Source organism: Paenibacillus sp. UNC451MF (genome assembly GCF_000686845.1).
Classification (GTDB): domain Bacteria; phylum Bacillota; class Bacilli; order Paenibacillales; family NBRC-103111; genus Paenibacillus_S.
The window spans coordinates 530,661-546,921 of record NZ_JMLS01000001.1 but is presented as its reverse complement, the minus strand read 5'-3'; the positions used below and the strand labels follow the sequence as shown (position 1 = coordinate 546,921).

Here is a 16,261-nt window from a genome sequence, read left to right as displayed (position 1 = left end):
CTCACCCTCTCAGTTCAGCCAAACGTGCAATTACTTTATCGCGTTTATCCGCGTAGTCAGCCAGCTTCGCTTTTTCTTCATCGATGACTTTAGCTGGAGCTTTAGCCACAAACCCTTCATTGCCAAGCTTTTTCTCAATGCGCTCCACTTCACCATGCAGCGTTTGAAGCTCCTTCTCCAGCCGCGCAAGCTCTTGGGAAATATCGATTAGTCCTGCCAAAGGCAGATACAGCTCAGCCCCCGTTACGATACCCGTCATCGCTTTATCCGGTGTTGTGATGTCTTGACGAATTTCGAGCAGTGATGTGTTACAGAAGCGTTGAATATATCCTTCATTGCGTTTCAGATTAGCAAAGATCTCATCGGACGCAGGCTTCACCAACAGCTCGATTTTTTTGCTCATTGGAACATTAACTTCAGCACGAATATTTCGAACCGAACGAATGATATCCATCAAAAGCTCCATCTCACGAACAGCTTCCTCCGCTTCGAAACGAGTTTCATATACCGGCCATTGTGCCAGGGTAATTGTCTCGCCTTGATGCGGTAGATGCTGCCATATTTCCTCGGAAATAAACGGCATAAACGGGTGAATCAGGCGCTGTGTTTGATCCAGCACGTAAGCAAGCACGGACTTTGTCGTTTTCTTCGCTTGCTCATCGGTACCGTACAACGATATTTTACTGAACTCGATGTACCAGTCGCACAAATCGTCCCAGATAAAGTTATATAAAATACGTCCGGTTTCGCCAAATTCATACGAATCCAAGAGACGAGTTACTTGACGTACAGTTTCATTCAAGCGGTGCAGAATCCAACGGTCTGCCGTGCTAAGCGATCCTGTAAGATCGATTTCGTCTGCTTTGAAATCTCCAAGGTTCATCAAAGCAAAGCGTGAAGCATTCCAGATTTTGTTGGCGAAGTTACGAGCTTGCTCCACCTTTTCCCAACGGAAACGAAGATCCTGACCTGGTGTAGAGCTAGTGGAAAGCATCCAACGCATCGCATCAGCGCCATATTTTTCAATAACCTCAAGTGGATCAACACCGTTGCCAAGCGATTTGGACATTTTCTGCCCTTCAGAGTCCCTCACCAAGCCATGAATTAGCACATCCTTGAATGGCCTTTGATTCGTAAATTCAAGTCCTGTAAAGATCATCCGGGATACCCAGAACGGAATAATATCATAGCCGGTTACAAGCAAGCTTGTAGGGTAGTAACGATCCATATCTTCCGTTTTTTCCGGCCATCCAAGTGTTGAGAAAGGCCACAATGCAGAGCTGAACCAAGTATCCAGTACATCGTTGTCCTGCTTTAGGTTCGTGCTGCCGCAAGAACATTGAGTAACATCTTCACGGGAAACATGGGTTTGTTGGCAGTCCTCGCAATACCAAGCTGGAATCCGATGGCCCCACCACAGCTGGCGGGATATACACCAGTCGCGTATATTTTCAATCCAGTGCAAATACGTTTTTTCAAAACGGTCTGGGACGAAGTTAACTCCTTCGCCAGATTTTTGTGCTTCAATCGCGCGTTCGGCCAAAGGCTTCATTTTCACAAACCATTGAGTGGACAAATACGGCTCGATAACTGCACCGCTGCGTTCGCTATGTCCAACCTGATGTACGTGATCCTCAATTTTGACCAGTACACCTTGCTCTTTCATATCGGCAACGATTTGCTTACGGCAGTCAAAACGGTCCATGCCGTTATATTTGCCTGCGTTCTCGTTCATTTTGCCGCTCTCATCCATAACAAGGATTTGCGGCAGATCATGACGTTTACCTACTTCGAAGTCATTTGGATCATGAGCAGGTGTAATTTTAACGGCACCGCTGCCGAATTCTTTCTCAACGTACTCATCGGCTACAATTGGAATTTCGCGGCCAATAATAGGCAGTACTAGCATTTTGCCAATCAAGTGCTGATAGCGCTCATCTTCAGGATGTACCGCTACAGCTGTATCTCCAAGCATCGTCTCAGGCCGTGTTGTTGCAACGACAATCGAGTCGTTGCTATCTTTAACCGGGTAACGAAGGTGATATAGATTTCCTTGAACCTCTTTGTACACTACCTCAATATCCGACAATGCCGTGCGTGCAGCGGGATCCCAGTTAATAATGTAGTTGCCGCGGTAAATTAAGCCTTTCTCGTACAGCTTCACGAACACTTCCCGTACTGCCTTGGATAGCCCTTCGTCGAGCGTAAACCTTTCGCGGGAATAATCCAACGAAAAGCCCATTTTCGCCCATTGCTGATGAATGGAATCTGCATAGAGCTCTTTCCACTCCCATACTTTTTCCAGAAATTTCTCGCGTCCCAGGTCGTAACGGGTAATTCCTTGCTCACGCAGCTTTTGTTCAACCTTCGTCTGAGTAGCAATCCCCGCATGGTCCGATCCCGGAAGCCATAGCGCATCATACCCTTGCATTCTTTTCGTACGAGTCATAATATCTTGAAGCGTACAGTCCAGAGCATGCCCGATATGCAGCATACCCGTAACATTCGGAGGTGGAATAACAATCGTATACGTTTCAGCGTCCTTACGCTGACCCGCTTTAAAAAATTGGCCATTCAGCCAATAATCATACCATTTTTTCTCTGATTCTTTGGGATCGTAAGTGGTTGGCATCGACGTTGTCGAGGCCTGGGTTTGAGTAGTTTTGGTTTCTTCCATCGCTATGGACCTCCATTTTTCAAAAAATACGTAAAATAGTCCCCGGAAAAGTGAAGCGAATCTTTGGCGGCGTTCTCCCAAATTAACTAGGTAAGCCGCCAGCTATCGCCGGGAATTTGCTGCGTATCGCTTCCTAATACAACAAAAAAATCCTTTCGCCGCAAAGGACGAAAGGATCTGCTTCCGTGGTACCACCTTTATTCCGCAACGGCTTTCCTCGTCCGTATGCCCTCCGTCATCAACGGTGGAAGGATACGCGAAGCGAAGGGATTCGCTATGCGGCACTCAACAGATAACGGCTGTGACCGGCAGTACCTATCCTCATCAGTCCATAGCTAGCTTCTTTGTCCGCAAGACAAGGTCCGCTTGCCGCATATCAGTCTGAATCGGTTGAACACTGCAACTCCGGGGCGACTTCGGTCAGTTACATCCTGCGGAATCTTACAGCGTAGCAATTCCGCTCTCTGAAGGGTTGGCTGCCTACTATTCCCTTTCCAAGTTGTTAACATGTATAATCATTCCTATGATAAACAACATTGCACATAGAGTCAATACGATAAGTGTCATAAGTCATCGTTAGTAATCAATATAACCAAAAAACACCTCAAGCAAACCCGGGTATCGGGAGGTTCGAGATGTTTTTTGGTTATTAGATTCAATCACTTATCTTTACTTTGGTATGTAGACGATTTGACCTTCCGTAAGATCATTATCACCAAGTCGATTGAATAACGCGATTTCACGGGGGTTCAGCTCATAACGTTTAGCTATAGTCTCCAATGTCTCTTCCTTCTGGACAATGCATAGTCTAAGCCGCTTAAATTCCTTCTGATCCCCCTTCGGACTGACAAGCAACCTTTTCCATTCCAATTTCTCTCCTAGAGTAGGGGCTTCCGGAGGCTCAGCCTCCTCTTGACGAGGATCCGATTTAACCGATGCCGCGCTTTGCAGCAAGGTTGTCAGTCCAATCGGTTTTACAGCTTCGGCCTCTTCGGCTTTTTTCCCCGTAAATGCGATTTTCATTTCTTTACTTTTATCATCGACATTGACAACCTCGGGCAAGTTGACTGGAGCAACAGGTTCAGGCTCCGTATCTAAGTTTTCCTGCTCTGAGTCCTCCAAGGCAGCAAGAGATCCGCTCTCCGCAGCTGACCAGCTTTCCTGTCTTGCTTGCTGTTCCTGCTCAGAAGGCCGTTCATCAATAGGATTGGCGGCTGCAAATGCCAAAGAAGGAGACGTCCACTGCTCCCCACCCTTTGGCTCAATTTGCGCGGTAAACGTAATTTCCTCTTCACTTCGCGGCTGCTCAGTCCCTTGAACTCTTCCTTGCTCTTCCTCTTCATCCCGCTGCTGACCTTGTGCTTCATGCAGGAAGACAACTTCCTCCTCCGCTTCAGCCCAAATATCTCCAGAAGATGACGATACGACTTCAAGTCCATTTAATGATAAAACGCCAGTAATGTTTAAGCTTCTAGTAGAGAGCAGCTCCACATCGAAATTTTCAATTTCAACCGCAATGTCCTCCATACGCTGTACCCGATTCATAGGAAGCGTAATTTCTACCGGAATTAGATGCTCCAATGTCCGGTTGACGGCATCCTGTTCGTCCAAATAAGTACCGGACAAGAGCAGGTTGCCCCGGAGCAGCGCTTGATCCCCCTGCGGGAGAACTTGAATATGCGGCACAAGCTCGACGCCCTCCAGTTCCTTGATCCCTGCCACGCCTTCCGACAAATGCACTCGCTCATAGATATCAAATCTCAATCCGCTTTGCTGTTCAGCCAATGTTTTGTCCTCCCTCTTATAGAACTAGTCTCGCAAACCGCATCGTGAGATAGTCATTTTTACTTATCTATAGATTTATATGGTTTGAGGGGGAGGAGCATGACTATATTTTTTGCAGCTGATCGCAAAGGTTTTTCATATCCTGAGGCCAAGGGCATTCAATATCGAGCTGCTCGCTCGTCAATGGGTGATTAAATATAAGCCGCTCTCCATGCAGTGCTTGTCTGCTCATACTCTGCTTCTTGCCTCCGTACAGCTCATCTCCCCAAATCGGATGCCCCAAATAACTCATGTGTACGCGGATCTGATGGGTACGTCCCGTTTCCAATCGCAGCTTAACGAGGGCGCCCTGAGGCCATTGCTGTTCTACTTCATAATGCGTTACAGCCCGTTCGCCAGTCGGGGATACCCTCCTTCGAGCTGAATGGTGCCTGTCTCTGCCAATTGCTGCATCAATTATGCCCGACTTTTCTTTTATCCTGCCTTGAACGATTGCTGCGTATTGACGGTTTATTTGCTTCTCACGCATGGCCCCATCCAATACCAACTGTGACCACTCGTGCTTCGCGTACAACACGGGCCCCGTCGTATCTTCATCTAATCGATGAATATGCCGAACCTTGCAGCGCTGCCCCGTTGCTTCATAATAGCTTGCTACCGCGTCCCATAGAGTAGCTGCCTGCTCCACTGCCACTGACGGGTCACCGTGCACTTTCATCCCTGCGGGCTTTTGGACAACCAGGCAAAAATCATCCTCATACAGTACTTCTATGGGTGCCCATTTAGGCATATCTTTTATCGGTTCATTTGGAAACAGACGCAACCGGACACGGGGGCCTTTTATCGACAAGCCTCCGGTTTTGATTAAGCTATTCAAATATTTATCGGAAAGGCTAATATATTGCTTGATGTCAGCCTCCGAGTCTAACGGACGAGGAAGTCTAAGCTCAAGCCATTCTCCTTTTTTTTGCCATGGGATCATTGATTCTCGCTCCTTTCTTTGCCCTATTGTAACAAATTACAGCGAAATGTTCATGGAGCTATATGCAACATTACTGCTTCTTAGCCGTCTATCATATTAGAACCGGATATGGTAGAATAATAGAGTTAAAAATCTTTTAGTGTTCTTCGTTTATTATTAAAACAGGAGTGGACAAAGTGAGCACTGCCATACATTTCTTGGAATCGACCAAGCAGCAGCTTCGCGACTGGAGTTGGCTGAAAAAATCACTGATGTTTATAGCCATTATTACGTTTATGACGTCGAGCTTTTTGTTTCTGACCAAGCCGGGTACGGATATTCGTATTTGGATGGCTCAAACCGTCATCATCACGCAACATCGCGATTGGGCTTGGATGTTCGTAGGCACTCAGATGCGGGACGATCTGGTTAAGCAGCTTCACACCTTTGTTGAAGAAAACGCAGTTGAAAAGCAGCTTCCAGGTATGATCTCAACTACAACGACAAGAATACGTTCTATCGACGAGCTCGTTAAAGTCGAGGATATCTCCGGTAAGTTTTGGAAAGGGAAGCGAATGTATGTGTACGATCCGAAGTCGATCCGCATCATGACGCCTGCCAAACCTGGCGAAGGAGAGAAAATCAGTTCCATGGTACAACGTACCGGAGCTGTCGCCGGTGTCAATGCCGGGGGATTTAACGATCCCGAGGGGCTAGGTAACGGATTCGCCGCGCTCGGCGCCATTATTTCCGGTGGCGAGGTCATTTATACCGACCAAGACGGCAGCGTAGCACAGCATATCGTAGGTTTCACGAAAGACGGAACTCTAGTCATTGGTAAATACAATATATTTGAACTGCAAGAGATGGGGGTTTCCGAAGCAGCGTCCTTCTATCCCCGAGTTATTGCCAACGGCAAACCGCTTCCTATCAATGACGGAAGCCGTGCACCGCGTACCGCTGTCGGTCAAAAAGCCGATGGTACCGTCATCTTTATCGTTATTGATGGCCGACAGACACATAGTGTAGGGGCTACTTTGAAAGAGGTTCAAGATATGTTCATGGATGATGACGTCATCAACGCAGGCTTTTTGGATGGCGGCGCTTCTTCCGAACTGGTATACAACGGCGAACTGGTTACAAAGCCTTCCAGTCGTTACGGCGAACGCCGGCTTCCATCCGCCTTTTTGGTCTACGATCATCCTGAGAATGTAGTAGCCAATCGTGTCTGGGATGGAATAGACAAAATCGATCCAGGCGGCTCCTATGACCATCCGGACTTTTTGAAAGAACAAGCGGAGCTTAAAGCCAAGCAGAAGAACAATCCGACTCCTGCTCCTACACCGACACCATCTGTATCACCTTCCCCTACTCCTTCATCCAACACTAACAAAGGGGATACGGGGAACAATGCAGGCACCAACAAAAACGGCAGCAGTACTCCAGGCACAACTAAGCCTCCTGCTGGAAAAGATACAGATAATAAGGACAGCAACAGCGGTAAAGCAACTCCAATTCCTACTCCTGGCCATTCTACGGAAGGTACGGAAACAACGCCGCCAAAATCTACACCAGGCACTTCGAATAACGGTGGAGCGGAATCAACGAATCCACCTGCAGGACAAACAAACGGCAATAATAACAACTCAGGAAACGGTGGAACTAATACGACGAAACCACCAGCCACACCACCTCCTAGCGCTTCTCCTACTCCTCCGGCAGCTGGCGGGAATACGCCTGCTAATGGAAGTGGAAATCAAGTGTCAGAACCAACACCAAAACCGAATAGCGGTGGAACGACTTCCAATGGCGGAGCCTCAGGAACAACCTCCGACTCTGCAGGAAAAGCCACTCCGGGAGTCTCTTCGAATAGCAGCACTCCTACGCCGTCACCCACATCAACGGCAACAGCAACTCCGCCTCCAATTAAGGCAGAATAACTTGTACACTCAAATAAAGACGCTCTCTTATTTTAAGAGAGCGTCTTTTGATTTGACTCCAAGCTTCCAACCCAAAAAAACAAAGCTTGCGATCGTTTATTAAACAACCGACAAGCTTTATCTTATATAGAATCTTCTTGTTTTAAGCCTCTTATAATTGCTTAAGCGCTTGGTAATGAGCCGCAATCGTTGCCTCGATATCCTCATCTGTATGAGCTGTGGAAACGAACATTCCTTCGAATTGAGAAGGCGCAATGCTAACACCCAGATCAAGCAGTGCTGCAAAATATTGATTAAAGCGATTCAGATCTGAGGTTTTGGCGGTCTCATAGTTAATGACCTTTTGCTCGGTAAAGAAAGGACAGATCATGGAGCCTACACGGTTGATGGTGCTTGCGATACCGAGTTCCTTCGCATTGCTCTGGAAGCCTTCTTCAAGCCTTGCCGCTTTGCGTTCCAGCTCTTCATACACTCCCGGTTGCCCAAGCAGCTTCAACGTCGTATAGCCAGCAGCCATTGCAAGCGGGTTACCCGACAGAGTACCGGCTTGGTAGATTGGACCGCTTGGAGCAATCTGCTCCATAATCGCACGCTTACCGCCATAAGCACCAACCGGCAAGCCACCGCCTATAATTTTTCCTAGACAGGTCAGGTCGGGATCAATGCCGTATAGACCTTGAGCGCAGTGAAGTCCTACGCGGAAGCCTGTCATAACTTCGTCGAAGATGAGCAAGCTGCCGTAACGGCTTGTTACGTCACGCAAGCCTTGCAGGAACCCTGGGAGCGGTGGAACAACGCCCATATTACCGCCAACCGGCTCAACGATCACTGCTGCTATCTCTTCACCGAATTTTTCAAAAGCCAATTGAACCGATTCCAAATCATTATAAGGAACCGTTATCGTATTAACTGCAACCCCCTCCGGCACACCCGGACTGTCAGGCAAGCCCAATGTCGCTACACCGGATCCTGCTTTGATCAGCAAGGAATCGGCATGACCATGATAGCAGCCTTCGAATTTGAGAATCTTGGCTCTCTTCGTATATCCTCTGGCAAGTCTCAATGCACTCATCGTTGCTTCCGTACCGGAATTCACCATACGTACCATCTCCAAAGAAGGAACGCGATCAATAACAAGCTTTGCCATGATCGTCTCCAACTCGGTAGGAGCACCAAAGCTGGAACCTTTTTCGGCTGTTTTTTTAATCGCCTCTACAACCTCTGGATGGGAGTGTCCAACGATCAGCGGTCCCCAGGAGCCGATGTAATCGATAAATTCATTCCCGTCAATATCGTAGACGCGGGAGCCTGCTCCTCGTTCCATAAATAATGGAGTCAGCCCGACCGATTTGAACGCGCGAACCGGACTATTTACCCCTCCGGGTATAACTTCCTTTGCTTCCGCAAAAGCTTTTGCCGATCTCTCATCCGTACGTTTACGCATGCTCATTTCATTACCCCATTTCACCGTTCTATAGTCATTACAGTAAAGACGGATGGGGAACACATGCTGTTCAGCCATCCGTTTTACCTCTTAGTTCCCTTTCAATTGCTCGTACACGACATCGCTGAGCGTCTCCATATATAACGGATCGGTGTTCAGGGACGGTGTACGCTCCAGATGAATTCCAAGCTCTTTAGCTACCTTCTGGGCTTCGATATCCAGATCGTACAGAACCTCCAAATGATCGGATACGAAACCAATCGGACAAATGAGCACGTTCTTCACTTGCTCTTCATGGGTGACCGTATGCAGTACATCCAAGATGTCTGGACCGAGCCAAGGCATAGCCGTTTGACCTGCACTCTGCCATCCGAACTGCCAATTGTTAACTCCTGTTTGCTCTGCAATCGCTTTGGAAGTAGCAAGAAGCTGATCCGGATAAGGATCCTTCATCTCCAATATTTTTTCAGGCAAGCTATGCGCTGTGAAAATAACCCGAACTTCTTCCTTTGAAGTATCATCAAAGCGCTGAAGTGTTTCTGTAACGCGATTGGACAAAGCTTCGATAAGCTTCGGATGCAGATGGTAGCTCTTAACGAACTCAATAGACAGACCGCCCATCTCTTCCGCCTTATCCTTGGCACGCTTGATATATCCGCCTACACTCATAATGGAATAATGAGGAGCAAGCACAACACCGACTGCCTGTTGGATACCGTCCTTGATCATTTGCTCTACGCCATCCTCGATAAAGGGAGCCGCATGCTTTAAGCCTTGGTAACACACAAACGTTTTATCAGGATGACGCTCATTAAGCATTTGCTCCAATGCTTGTACTTGCTTATTAGTATTTTCCCTAAGCGGAAAAAATCCGCCTACAATAGCGTCATACCGGTCTGTCAATTCCTTAAGCTGCTCAGCGCTCGGGGGATTGCCTCTACGGATATGTGTATAATAAGCTTCCACTTGATCCAAGCTCTCTGGAGTTCCGTACGACATTACAAGCACGCCAATTCGCTGTTTGGTCATTAGACACCACTTCCTTGTTTCGATTGAGCGATAGCTTCGCGAGAATAGGAGTGAACAAACTCCGTCAATTCTCTCAGCTTATCGATAGATGCTTCCGGGAACACACCGTGGCCCAGGTTGAAAATATACCCTGGCTGTTGAATTCCTTGATCAATGATTGCTTTTGCTTGCTCTTGAATTACCGACATTGGTGCCGTAAGCACGGTAGGGTCCAGGTTACCTTGAATGGCAAACTTTGAACCGACTCTTTTGCGAGCCTCGGTAATAGGGACACGCCAATCAAGCCCTATCACATCGGCTTCGATGTCTACGAGGCTGGAATGCAGCTCGCCTGAGCTGACCCCGGGGAAATAGATTTTAGGTTGATCCAAATGCTTGAGCTCGGCAAAAATCCGTGTAATCGTCGGCAGCACATAGGTTTGAAAATCTCTCGGCGACAAAGCCCCCACCCAGCTGTCAAATAGTTGCACCGCTTTAGCTCCTGCGGCAATCTGCGCTTTTAAATAGGTGATAATCATATCTCCAAGCTTATCCATCAGTTTAAACCAAACGTCAGGCGCCCCATACATAAGAGCCTTCGTATGAAGATAATCTTTGGATTTGGACGGTCTGCCCTCAACCAAATAGCTGGCAATCGTGAACGGCGCTCCAGCAAATGTAATGAGGGGCACTTGCAGTTCCGCTACAAGAATTTCAATGGTTTTAATAATATGAGATAAATCCTGTTCTACTTGAATAGGTCGAAGCTTGGCTACGTCCTCCGCCGTGCGGATCGGGTTATGTATGACAGGTCCTACGTCTTTTACGATGTCAAAATCAATCCCGATCGAAGCAACCGGATTCATAATATCCGAATATAAAATAGCTGCATCGACTCCGAGCTTTTTCACCGGCATCATCGTAACTTCTGCTGCAAGCTCAGGCTGCTTGCAAATTTCAAGAAGGCTATACTTTTCTTTAATTTTACGGTAATCCGGATCCGAACGCCCCGCTTGACGCATATACCAAACAGGAAGCGTATCCACATGTTCTTTTTTGCAGGCTTTAATAAAATTATTGTTATAGCTCATTCTCTTTACCTCTTTCCGCATACTCCTATAATCTAATAACATTATGCCCTATTTGGCAGCCTCTAACAACCGATTGCCCCTCATAGATTCCGACAAAAGTATGACAAGAACCGCGTCAGCACAGAGAAAAAGGAGCTTTTCCACTAACCGCAGTCAGTATGAAAAGCTCCTAAATAATACCTTTGACCTCTTAGTGACTTTCCTTAAGCCATCTAGCTACGTCCTTTGCAAAATACGTAATGATTAAATCAGCGCCGGCACGTTTGAAGCCGATCATCGTCTCGAGAACGATGGAACGCTCGTCCACCCAGCCCTGAAGCGCCGCCGCTTTAATGAGGGAATATTCTCCGCTGACATTGTAAGCAACCAAAGGCAGATCAAACTGATCACGCAAAGTGCGAATAATATCCATATAAGCCATTGCAGGCTTAACCATCAGGAAATCAGCACCTTCCAAAACATCAGACTCGGCTTCTCTCAATGCTTCACGAGCATTACCAGGATCCATCTGATACGTTTTACGGTCACCGAACTGTGGTGCGGAATGAGCCGCTTCCCGGAAAGGCCCATAGTAGGCAGATGCATATTTAACCGAGTAGGACATAATAGGCACATTCTCAAAGCCCGCCTCATCAAGACCTTGACGAATGGCATGGACAAAACCATCCATCATGTTCGAAGGTGCAATGACATCGGCTCCTGCTTTCGCTTGTGAAACCGCCGTACGAACAAGGAGCTCGAGAGAAGCATCGTTATCAATGTCAGCGCATTGCGTTTTCTCATCAATATGAACAACACCGCAATGGCCATGGTCGGTAAACTGGCAAAGACAGTTATCCGCCATTACCAGTAAGTCCGGGTGCAGCTCTTTAATCCGGCGCGTCGCCTGCTGCACGATACCATTGTCATCATAAGCCGAGCTGCCAACAGCGTCTTTATGGTCAGGGACACCGAACAGCATAATCGCTTGTATTCCAAGACCTGTGATCTCTTTCAATTCTTCCTCAAGCACATCAAGTGAAAAGTGGTACACGCCTGGCATTGAGCTGATTTCTTCTTTGATTTGAGAGCCATGCATAACAAAAATAGGATAGATCAGATCATGAACCGATAGGCTTGTCTCTCTTACCAAATTACGTAATGCTTTAGAACCACGTAGTCTTCTGTTGCGTACAATTGGAAATGCCATGTTGTTTCCTCCTTAACCTGTTATCCTCTTGGATCGCTTCTTTATTCGCAATATAAGCTTTGAACAAGGGAAGATACGGTAGCTTCCTTAGCCAAGTAATCGACCTTTAGTCCTGCTTCCTCAACTGTCTTAGCCGTCATCGGCCCGATACAGGCGATTTTGCTTTGTTGAAGAAGCTCAAGCGGCTTGTCTATACCTAATTGCTCCAAAGCAATAATTAAATTCGTAACTGTAGAAGAGCTAGTAAAGGTGATTGTGTGAATGATATTTTCCTTGAGCAGATCAATAATTTCAGCGCCTCCGCTTGTGTCTAGAACCGTTTCATATACATCGACTTCGGTTACTTGCAGACCCATCTGCTTCAGCTTAGCAGGAATATATTCCTTGGCAATATCGGCCGTCGGGAGCAGTACATGCTGACCCGGCTTCAGCTCCTCGGCAAACGACGCAAGCAGCTCATCACCCTGAAATTTGGCAGGCAGTTCCTCGGCTATGAGCCCTCGCTGTGCCAAAGCTTCCGATGTCTTCGGCCCTACTGCAGCAATTCTCGCGTTGCTCATCGTACGAACATCGATACGATTGGCTTGCAGTCGCTGAAAGAAATACTCCACTCCGTTTACGCTAGTAAACAAAATCCAATCAAACACAGACAATCGGCTGAGCGCCGCATCAAGGTTTTGCAGAGCCTCGGGCTTCGCTGGAGCTTGAGTCCGGATAACGGGAAATTCAACTGCTTCTCCGCCTAGCTCCTCGATTTGCTGTACCAAGTCACTTGCCTGACTTCGAGCCCGTGTAACCAGAATACGTCTCCCGAACAAGGGCTTTTTCTCGAACCAAGCAAGCTTGCCACGAAGCTTAACCACTTCTCCTACGATGATAACTGCTGGCGATTGAAAGTTGGCGGAACGAACCTTTTCGACAATGTCGGTCAATGTTCCCGTCAGCGTTTTTTGATCCATCCATGTTCCCCAACGAATCAATGCTACTGGAGTCGAAGGCGACTTGCCGCCTTGAATCAGCTGACTGCAGATGAATTCCAGGTTAGCTACACCCATAAGGAAAATAAGCGTACCCGAAGCTTGTGATAAGTTATCCCAATTTAAACTACTGTATGTTTTGTTCGGATATTCATGTCCTGTAACAATCGAAAACGATGAAGTAAAATCACGATGAGTAACTGGTATTCCTGCATACGTTGGTACTGCGATAGCGGAAGTAATGCCCGGTACAATCTCGAACATTATACCGTTATCGGCTAATAGCTCCGCCTCTTCTCCCACACGCCCAAAGACGCTGGGGTCTCCGCCTTTTAAACGGGTTACCGTTTTTCCTTGCATCGCCAGATCAACAAGCAGCTGATTAATTTCCCCTTGCTTCATCATATGCTTGTCTGGCAGCTTGCCGACAAAAATTTTCTCAGCACCGGGTTTCATATGCTTCAGCAGTCTAGGACTTGCCAACCGGTCGTATACGACGACATCGGCCCGTTGAATCGCCTCTAGTCCCCGTATCGTAATGAGCTTCGGGTCTCCTGGACCTGCTCCTACGAGATATACGACACCTTTACTCAACTCGACTCAACTCCTCACCGTCGCCAAAATATCTTCAGCCCCCTGGCTGATCAATGCTTCCGCCACTTTGCGGCCCAGCTTGTCCGGGTCTGTTCCTGTCATCGTTTCTTTCAGAAGCTGTTTGCCATCCGGCGAACCTACCATACCCGTTAAAGTAATGACAGGGTTGCCTCCTTCATCTCCAAGGCTTGCATAAGCCCCGATAGGCACCTGACATCCTCCGTTTAGCTTGGCCAGGAAGCTTCTTTCTGCCGCTACCGCCAAACCGGTCGGTTCATGATTGTATTGCTTGAGCAGCCCCATAACGAACTCGTCATCACTGCGGCACTCGATGCACAAAGCCCCTTGTCCAACTGCCGGCAGACTGATCTCCGCAGGGATGTACGCGCTGATACGGTCCTGCCAGCCAATCCGGTGCAAACCTGCAGCAGCCAGTAAAATAGCGTCAAAGCCCTCGGTTTCAAGCTTTTTTAATCTGGAATCGATATTGCCACGAATAGACTCGATGTTGAGGTCTGGACGGAAGTTCTGCAGCTGACACGAACGGCGCAAGCTGCTGGTGCCTACCTTTGCTCCTTGAGGGAGCTCGTCCAATCCATTGCCATCACGGGAAATCAAACAGTCCCGCGCATCTTCACGCCTCGGTACAGCACCAATGGTCAGTCCCTCAGGCAATTCCGCCGGCATATCCTTCATACTATGTACAGCCAGGTCGATCTCACCGTCAAACATCGCCTGCTCGATTTCCTTTACAAAGAGACCTTTTCCCCCGACTTTGGATAATGTTACGTCCAGGATGCGATCTCCTTTAGTCACGATTTTTTTTAGTTCGAACTCGCATTCGATTCCTAGCTGCTTGCATAGCTCGCGCAGCTGATCTACGACCTGTCCCGTCTGTGTTAAAGCTAAAGCGCTTTGTCGGGTTCCTACTACGATTTTCCGCATAGATGTCAGCCCTCTCAATCATAATATGTATTTGTTATGGTAATCCGTTTACGGGTGCTTGGATCTTCATGAAGAGGTTAAGCGATTCTGCAGCCAAGCCTTTGCACGCTCCATCCCTGCGGATGTCGGTTCTCCCTCAATGATTTGGTATAATTCGCGACGATCATCCGTTAGAAGCCTTCCCAATCGAATGAGAGGCAGCAAATCCCATTCCAGCATACGTCGGAACCAATCTTGTCGCTCGGACGTATCCGACACGACCTGTTGAATCAATAGACGAAGCTCCTGCAGCAGGTCTAAATATTCCTCATACTCTTGACCGAATACTAGCTCCAGCTCCTGCTTTACTTTCCTTGCCACAGCAGGACTGGCACCGGCAGTGGAAACCGAGATTAGAAGCTTTCCTCGACGCACGGTTGCCGGGACAATAAAGCCGCTTCGTTCCGAATCGTCTGCCACATTGACCAGCTTACCCATCGATTCTGCTTCCATACGCACAGCGGCATTCACTTCTAGCTTATCCGTAGCGGCAAATACAAGGAATGCCCTGTTCAACTGAGGCAGTCCAAAACGGTACGACTCATAGACTATTGTAATCGTCCCATCCTGACCCCAGCGTTCAAGCTGTGGCGAACATTCCGGACTTATTACCGTCACATGCGCTCCCGCTTCTATTAACGCTTCCGCCTTGCGCTCGGCAACAGTCCCCCCGCCAATAATAACACAGGGCTTGTCCTCCGCATTAAGCATTAGCGGATAATATATTTTATTAGGCAATAGATTCGCACCTCTCATATGGCCGATAAACGATTACCGCCATCAAGACCATTGATGAAACGAAGAATAAAAGTTAGCAAAAACAAAATTCAAAGCCATAATAAAAAATGCGGCCAAATTCCATAATGCCAGCTTGTACCCCGGCGTCTTAAGCAGAATCCTTTGAAACAAGTAAAAGATATAAGCAAGCAGGACGAACCAGGAGTTAATCACTTTTGGATCAAAAAACAAGGATAAATCATGCTGTAATGAAATCCAGACAACCCCAAGCGACATCCCTAATAACAACAGCGGCGTCCCGATGACTACGGAAATAAAAGAGTAATAGTCAGTCTTATCTAAGCTGGGCAGTCTTTGCATGAGCTTCGACCATTTCTTCTCTTTCAATTGACGATGCAAAAACAAGTACATTCCCGAGAATACCCCGGATACCACAAAAGCAACATAGCTTCCAAGAGAGAAGCTGATGTGAATGAATAACACTTCGTCGCTCACATTCCAGTAAGCCAATGTTGGCGATACTTTCGGATTGCTGAAAAAATTCAAAGCCAACACGGTAAAACCAATAAGATTAACGATAAAAACGAACAGCTCGATACGAAAAAAACGGTTCACTACAAGCGAAACCGTTACAAGCAGCCAAGAAAGCATAAATAGCGTTTCAAACATGGAAAATGCCGTTGAACGATCATGCCACACCAAGTTTAACACTAAATAAATCGTTTGCAGAACCCAAACAAAAGAAAGCAACCCTGTCCCCATCCGTTTTGCGCTTCGATTCGGACCAACAAAGTCCGAGAAGTAAAACAGCAGGCTCAGGGCGTATATATAAATAATTACATCGTACAACCAACTTTTCGCGACCATGGCACC

Annotated in this window: 12 protein-coding genes; 1 reads left to right on the top strand and 11 read right to left on the bottom strand. The window is 47.4% G+C overall.

The genetic code is table 11. The annotated features are described in order from the left end of the window. Nucleotide 1: 1 nt before the first annotated feature. From BP97_RS0102360 to BP97_RS0102350, 3 genes are all read right to left on the bottom strand, one after another. Nucleotides 2–2,677 carry a valine--tRNA ligase gene (locus tag BP97_RS0102360; RefSeq protein ID WP_028547669.1) on the bottom strand — a complete coding sequence of 892 codons (2,676 nt, stop codon included), beginning with the start codon at nt 2,675–2,677 and terminating at the stop codon, nt 2–4. 669 nt (nt 2,678–3,346) lie between these two features. After that, nucleotides 3,347–4,462 (bottom strand): LysM peptidoglycan-binding domain-containing protein, encoded by a 1,116-nt coding sequence (locus BP97_RS0102355; protein WP_028547668.1) that lies wholly within the window; start codon nt 4,460–4,462, stop codon nt 3,347–3,349. Nucleotides 4,463–4,565: 103 nt separating this feature from the next. Beyond that, nucleotides 4,566–5,444 (bottom strand): RluA family pseudouridine synthase, encoded by an 879-nt coding sequence (locus BP97_RS0102350; RefSeq protein ID WP_028547667.1) that lies wholly within the window; start codon nt 5,442–5,444, stop codon nt 4,566–4,568. 176 nt (nt 5,445–5,620) lie between these two features. Between BP97_RS0102350 and BP97_RS38600 the strand changes: the two genes are divergently transcribed. Continuing rightward, nucleotides 5,621–7,363 carry a phosphodiester glycosidase family protein gene (locus tag BP97_RS38600; RefSeq protein ID WP_231506188.1) on the top strand — a complete coding sequence of 581 codons (1,743 nt, stop codon included), beginning with the start codon at nt 5,621–5,623 and terminating at the stop codon, nt 7,361–7,363. 151 nt (nt 7,364–7,514) lie between these two features. On the opposite strand, the gene hemL is transcribed toward BP97_RS38600, so the two are convergent. The 8 genes from hemL to BP97_RS0102305 all read right to left on the bottom strand — a co-directional run bounded on the left by hemL (nt 7,515) and on the right by BP97_RS0102305 (nt 16,255). Further along, entirely contained in the window at nt 7,515–8,813 is a 1,299-nt protein-coding gene (gene hemL / locus BP97_RS0102340; protein ID WP_028547666.1) for a glutamate-1-semialdehyde 2,1-aminomutase, read from the bottom strand. Nucleotides 8,814–8,897: 84 nt separating this feature from the next. Next, entirely contained in the window at nt 8,898–9,836 is a 939-nt protein-coding gene (hemH, locus tag BP97_RS0102335) for a ferrochelatase (protein ID WP_028547665.1), read from the bottom strand. Then, a complete protein-coding gene (hemE, locus tag BP97_RS0102330; protein ID WP_028547664.1) occupies nt 9,836–10,906 on the bottom strand; it encodes a uroporphyrinogen decarboxylase in 1,071 nt (356 codons plus the stop codon). Before hemE ends, hemH begins: the two co-directional genes overlap by 1 nt. A gap of 190 nt (nt 10,907–11,096) precedes the next feature. Next, nucleotides 11,097–12,095 (bottom strand): porphobilinogen synthase, encoded by a 999-nt coding sequence (gene hemB / locus BP97_RS0102325; protein ID WP_028547663.1) that lies wholly within the window; start codon nt 12,093–12,095, stop codon nt 11,097–11,099. 41 nt (nt 12,096–12,136) lie between these two features. Further along, nucleotides 12,137–13,666 carry a uroporphyrinogen-III C-methyltransferase gene (cobA, locus tag BP97_RS0102320; RefSeq protein ID WP_028547662.1) on the bottom strand — a complete coding sequence of 510 codons (1,530 nt, stop codon included), beginning with the start codon at nt 13,664–13,666 and terminating at the stop codon, nt 12,137–12,139. Nucleotides 13,667–13,672: 6 nt separating this feature from the next. Further along, a complete protein-coding gene (gene hemC, locus BP97_RS0102315) occupies nt 13,673–14,611 on the bottom strand; it encodes a hydroxymethylbilane synthase (RefSeq protein WP_028547661.1) in 939 nt (312 codons plus the stop codon). Nucleotides 14,612–14,677: 66 nt separating this feature from the next. Next, complete coding sequence (locus tag BP97_RS34970; RefSeq protein ID WP_051620287.1) at nt 14,678–15,388, bottom strand: precorrin-2 dehydrogenase/sirohydrochlorin ferrochelatase family protein; 711 nt, start codon at nt 15,386–15,388, stop codon at nt 14,678–14,680. A 42-nt stretch (nt 15,389–15,430) separates the two neighbouring features. Beyond that, nucleotides 15,431–16,255, bottom strand: a complete 825-nt coding sequence (locus BP97_RS0102305) for a cytochrome C assembly family protein (protein ID WP_028547660.1) — start codon at nt 16,253–16,255, stop codon at nt 15,431–15,433. Nucleotides 16,256–16,261: the final 6 nt, after the last annotated feature.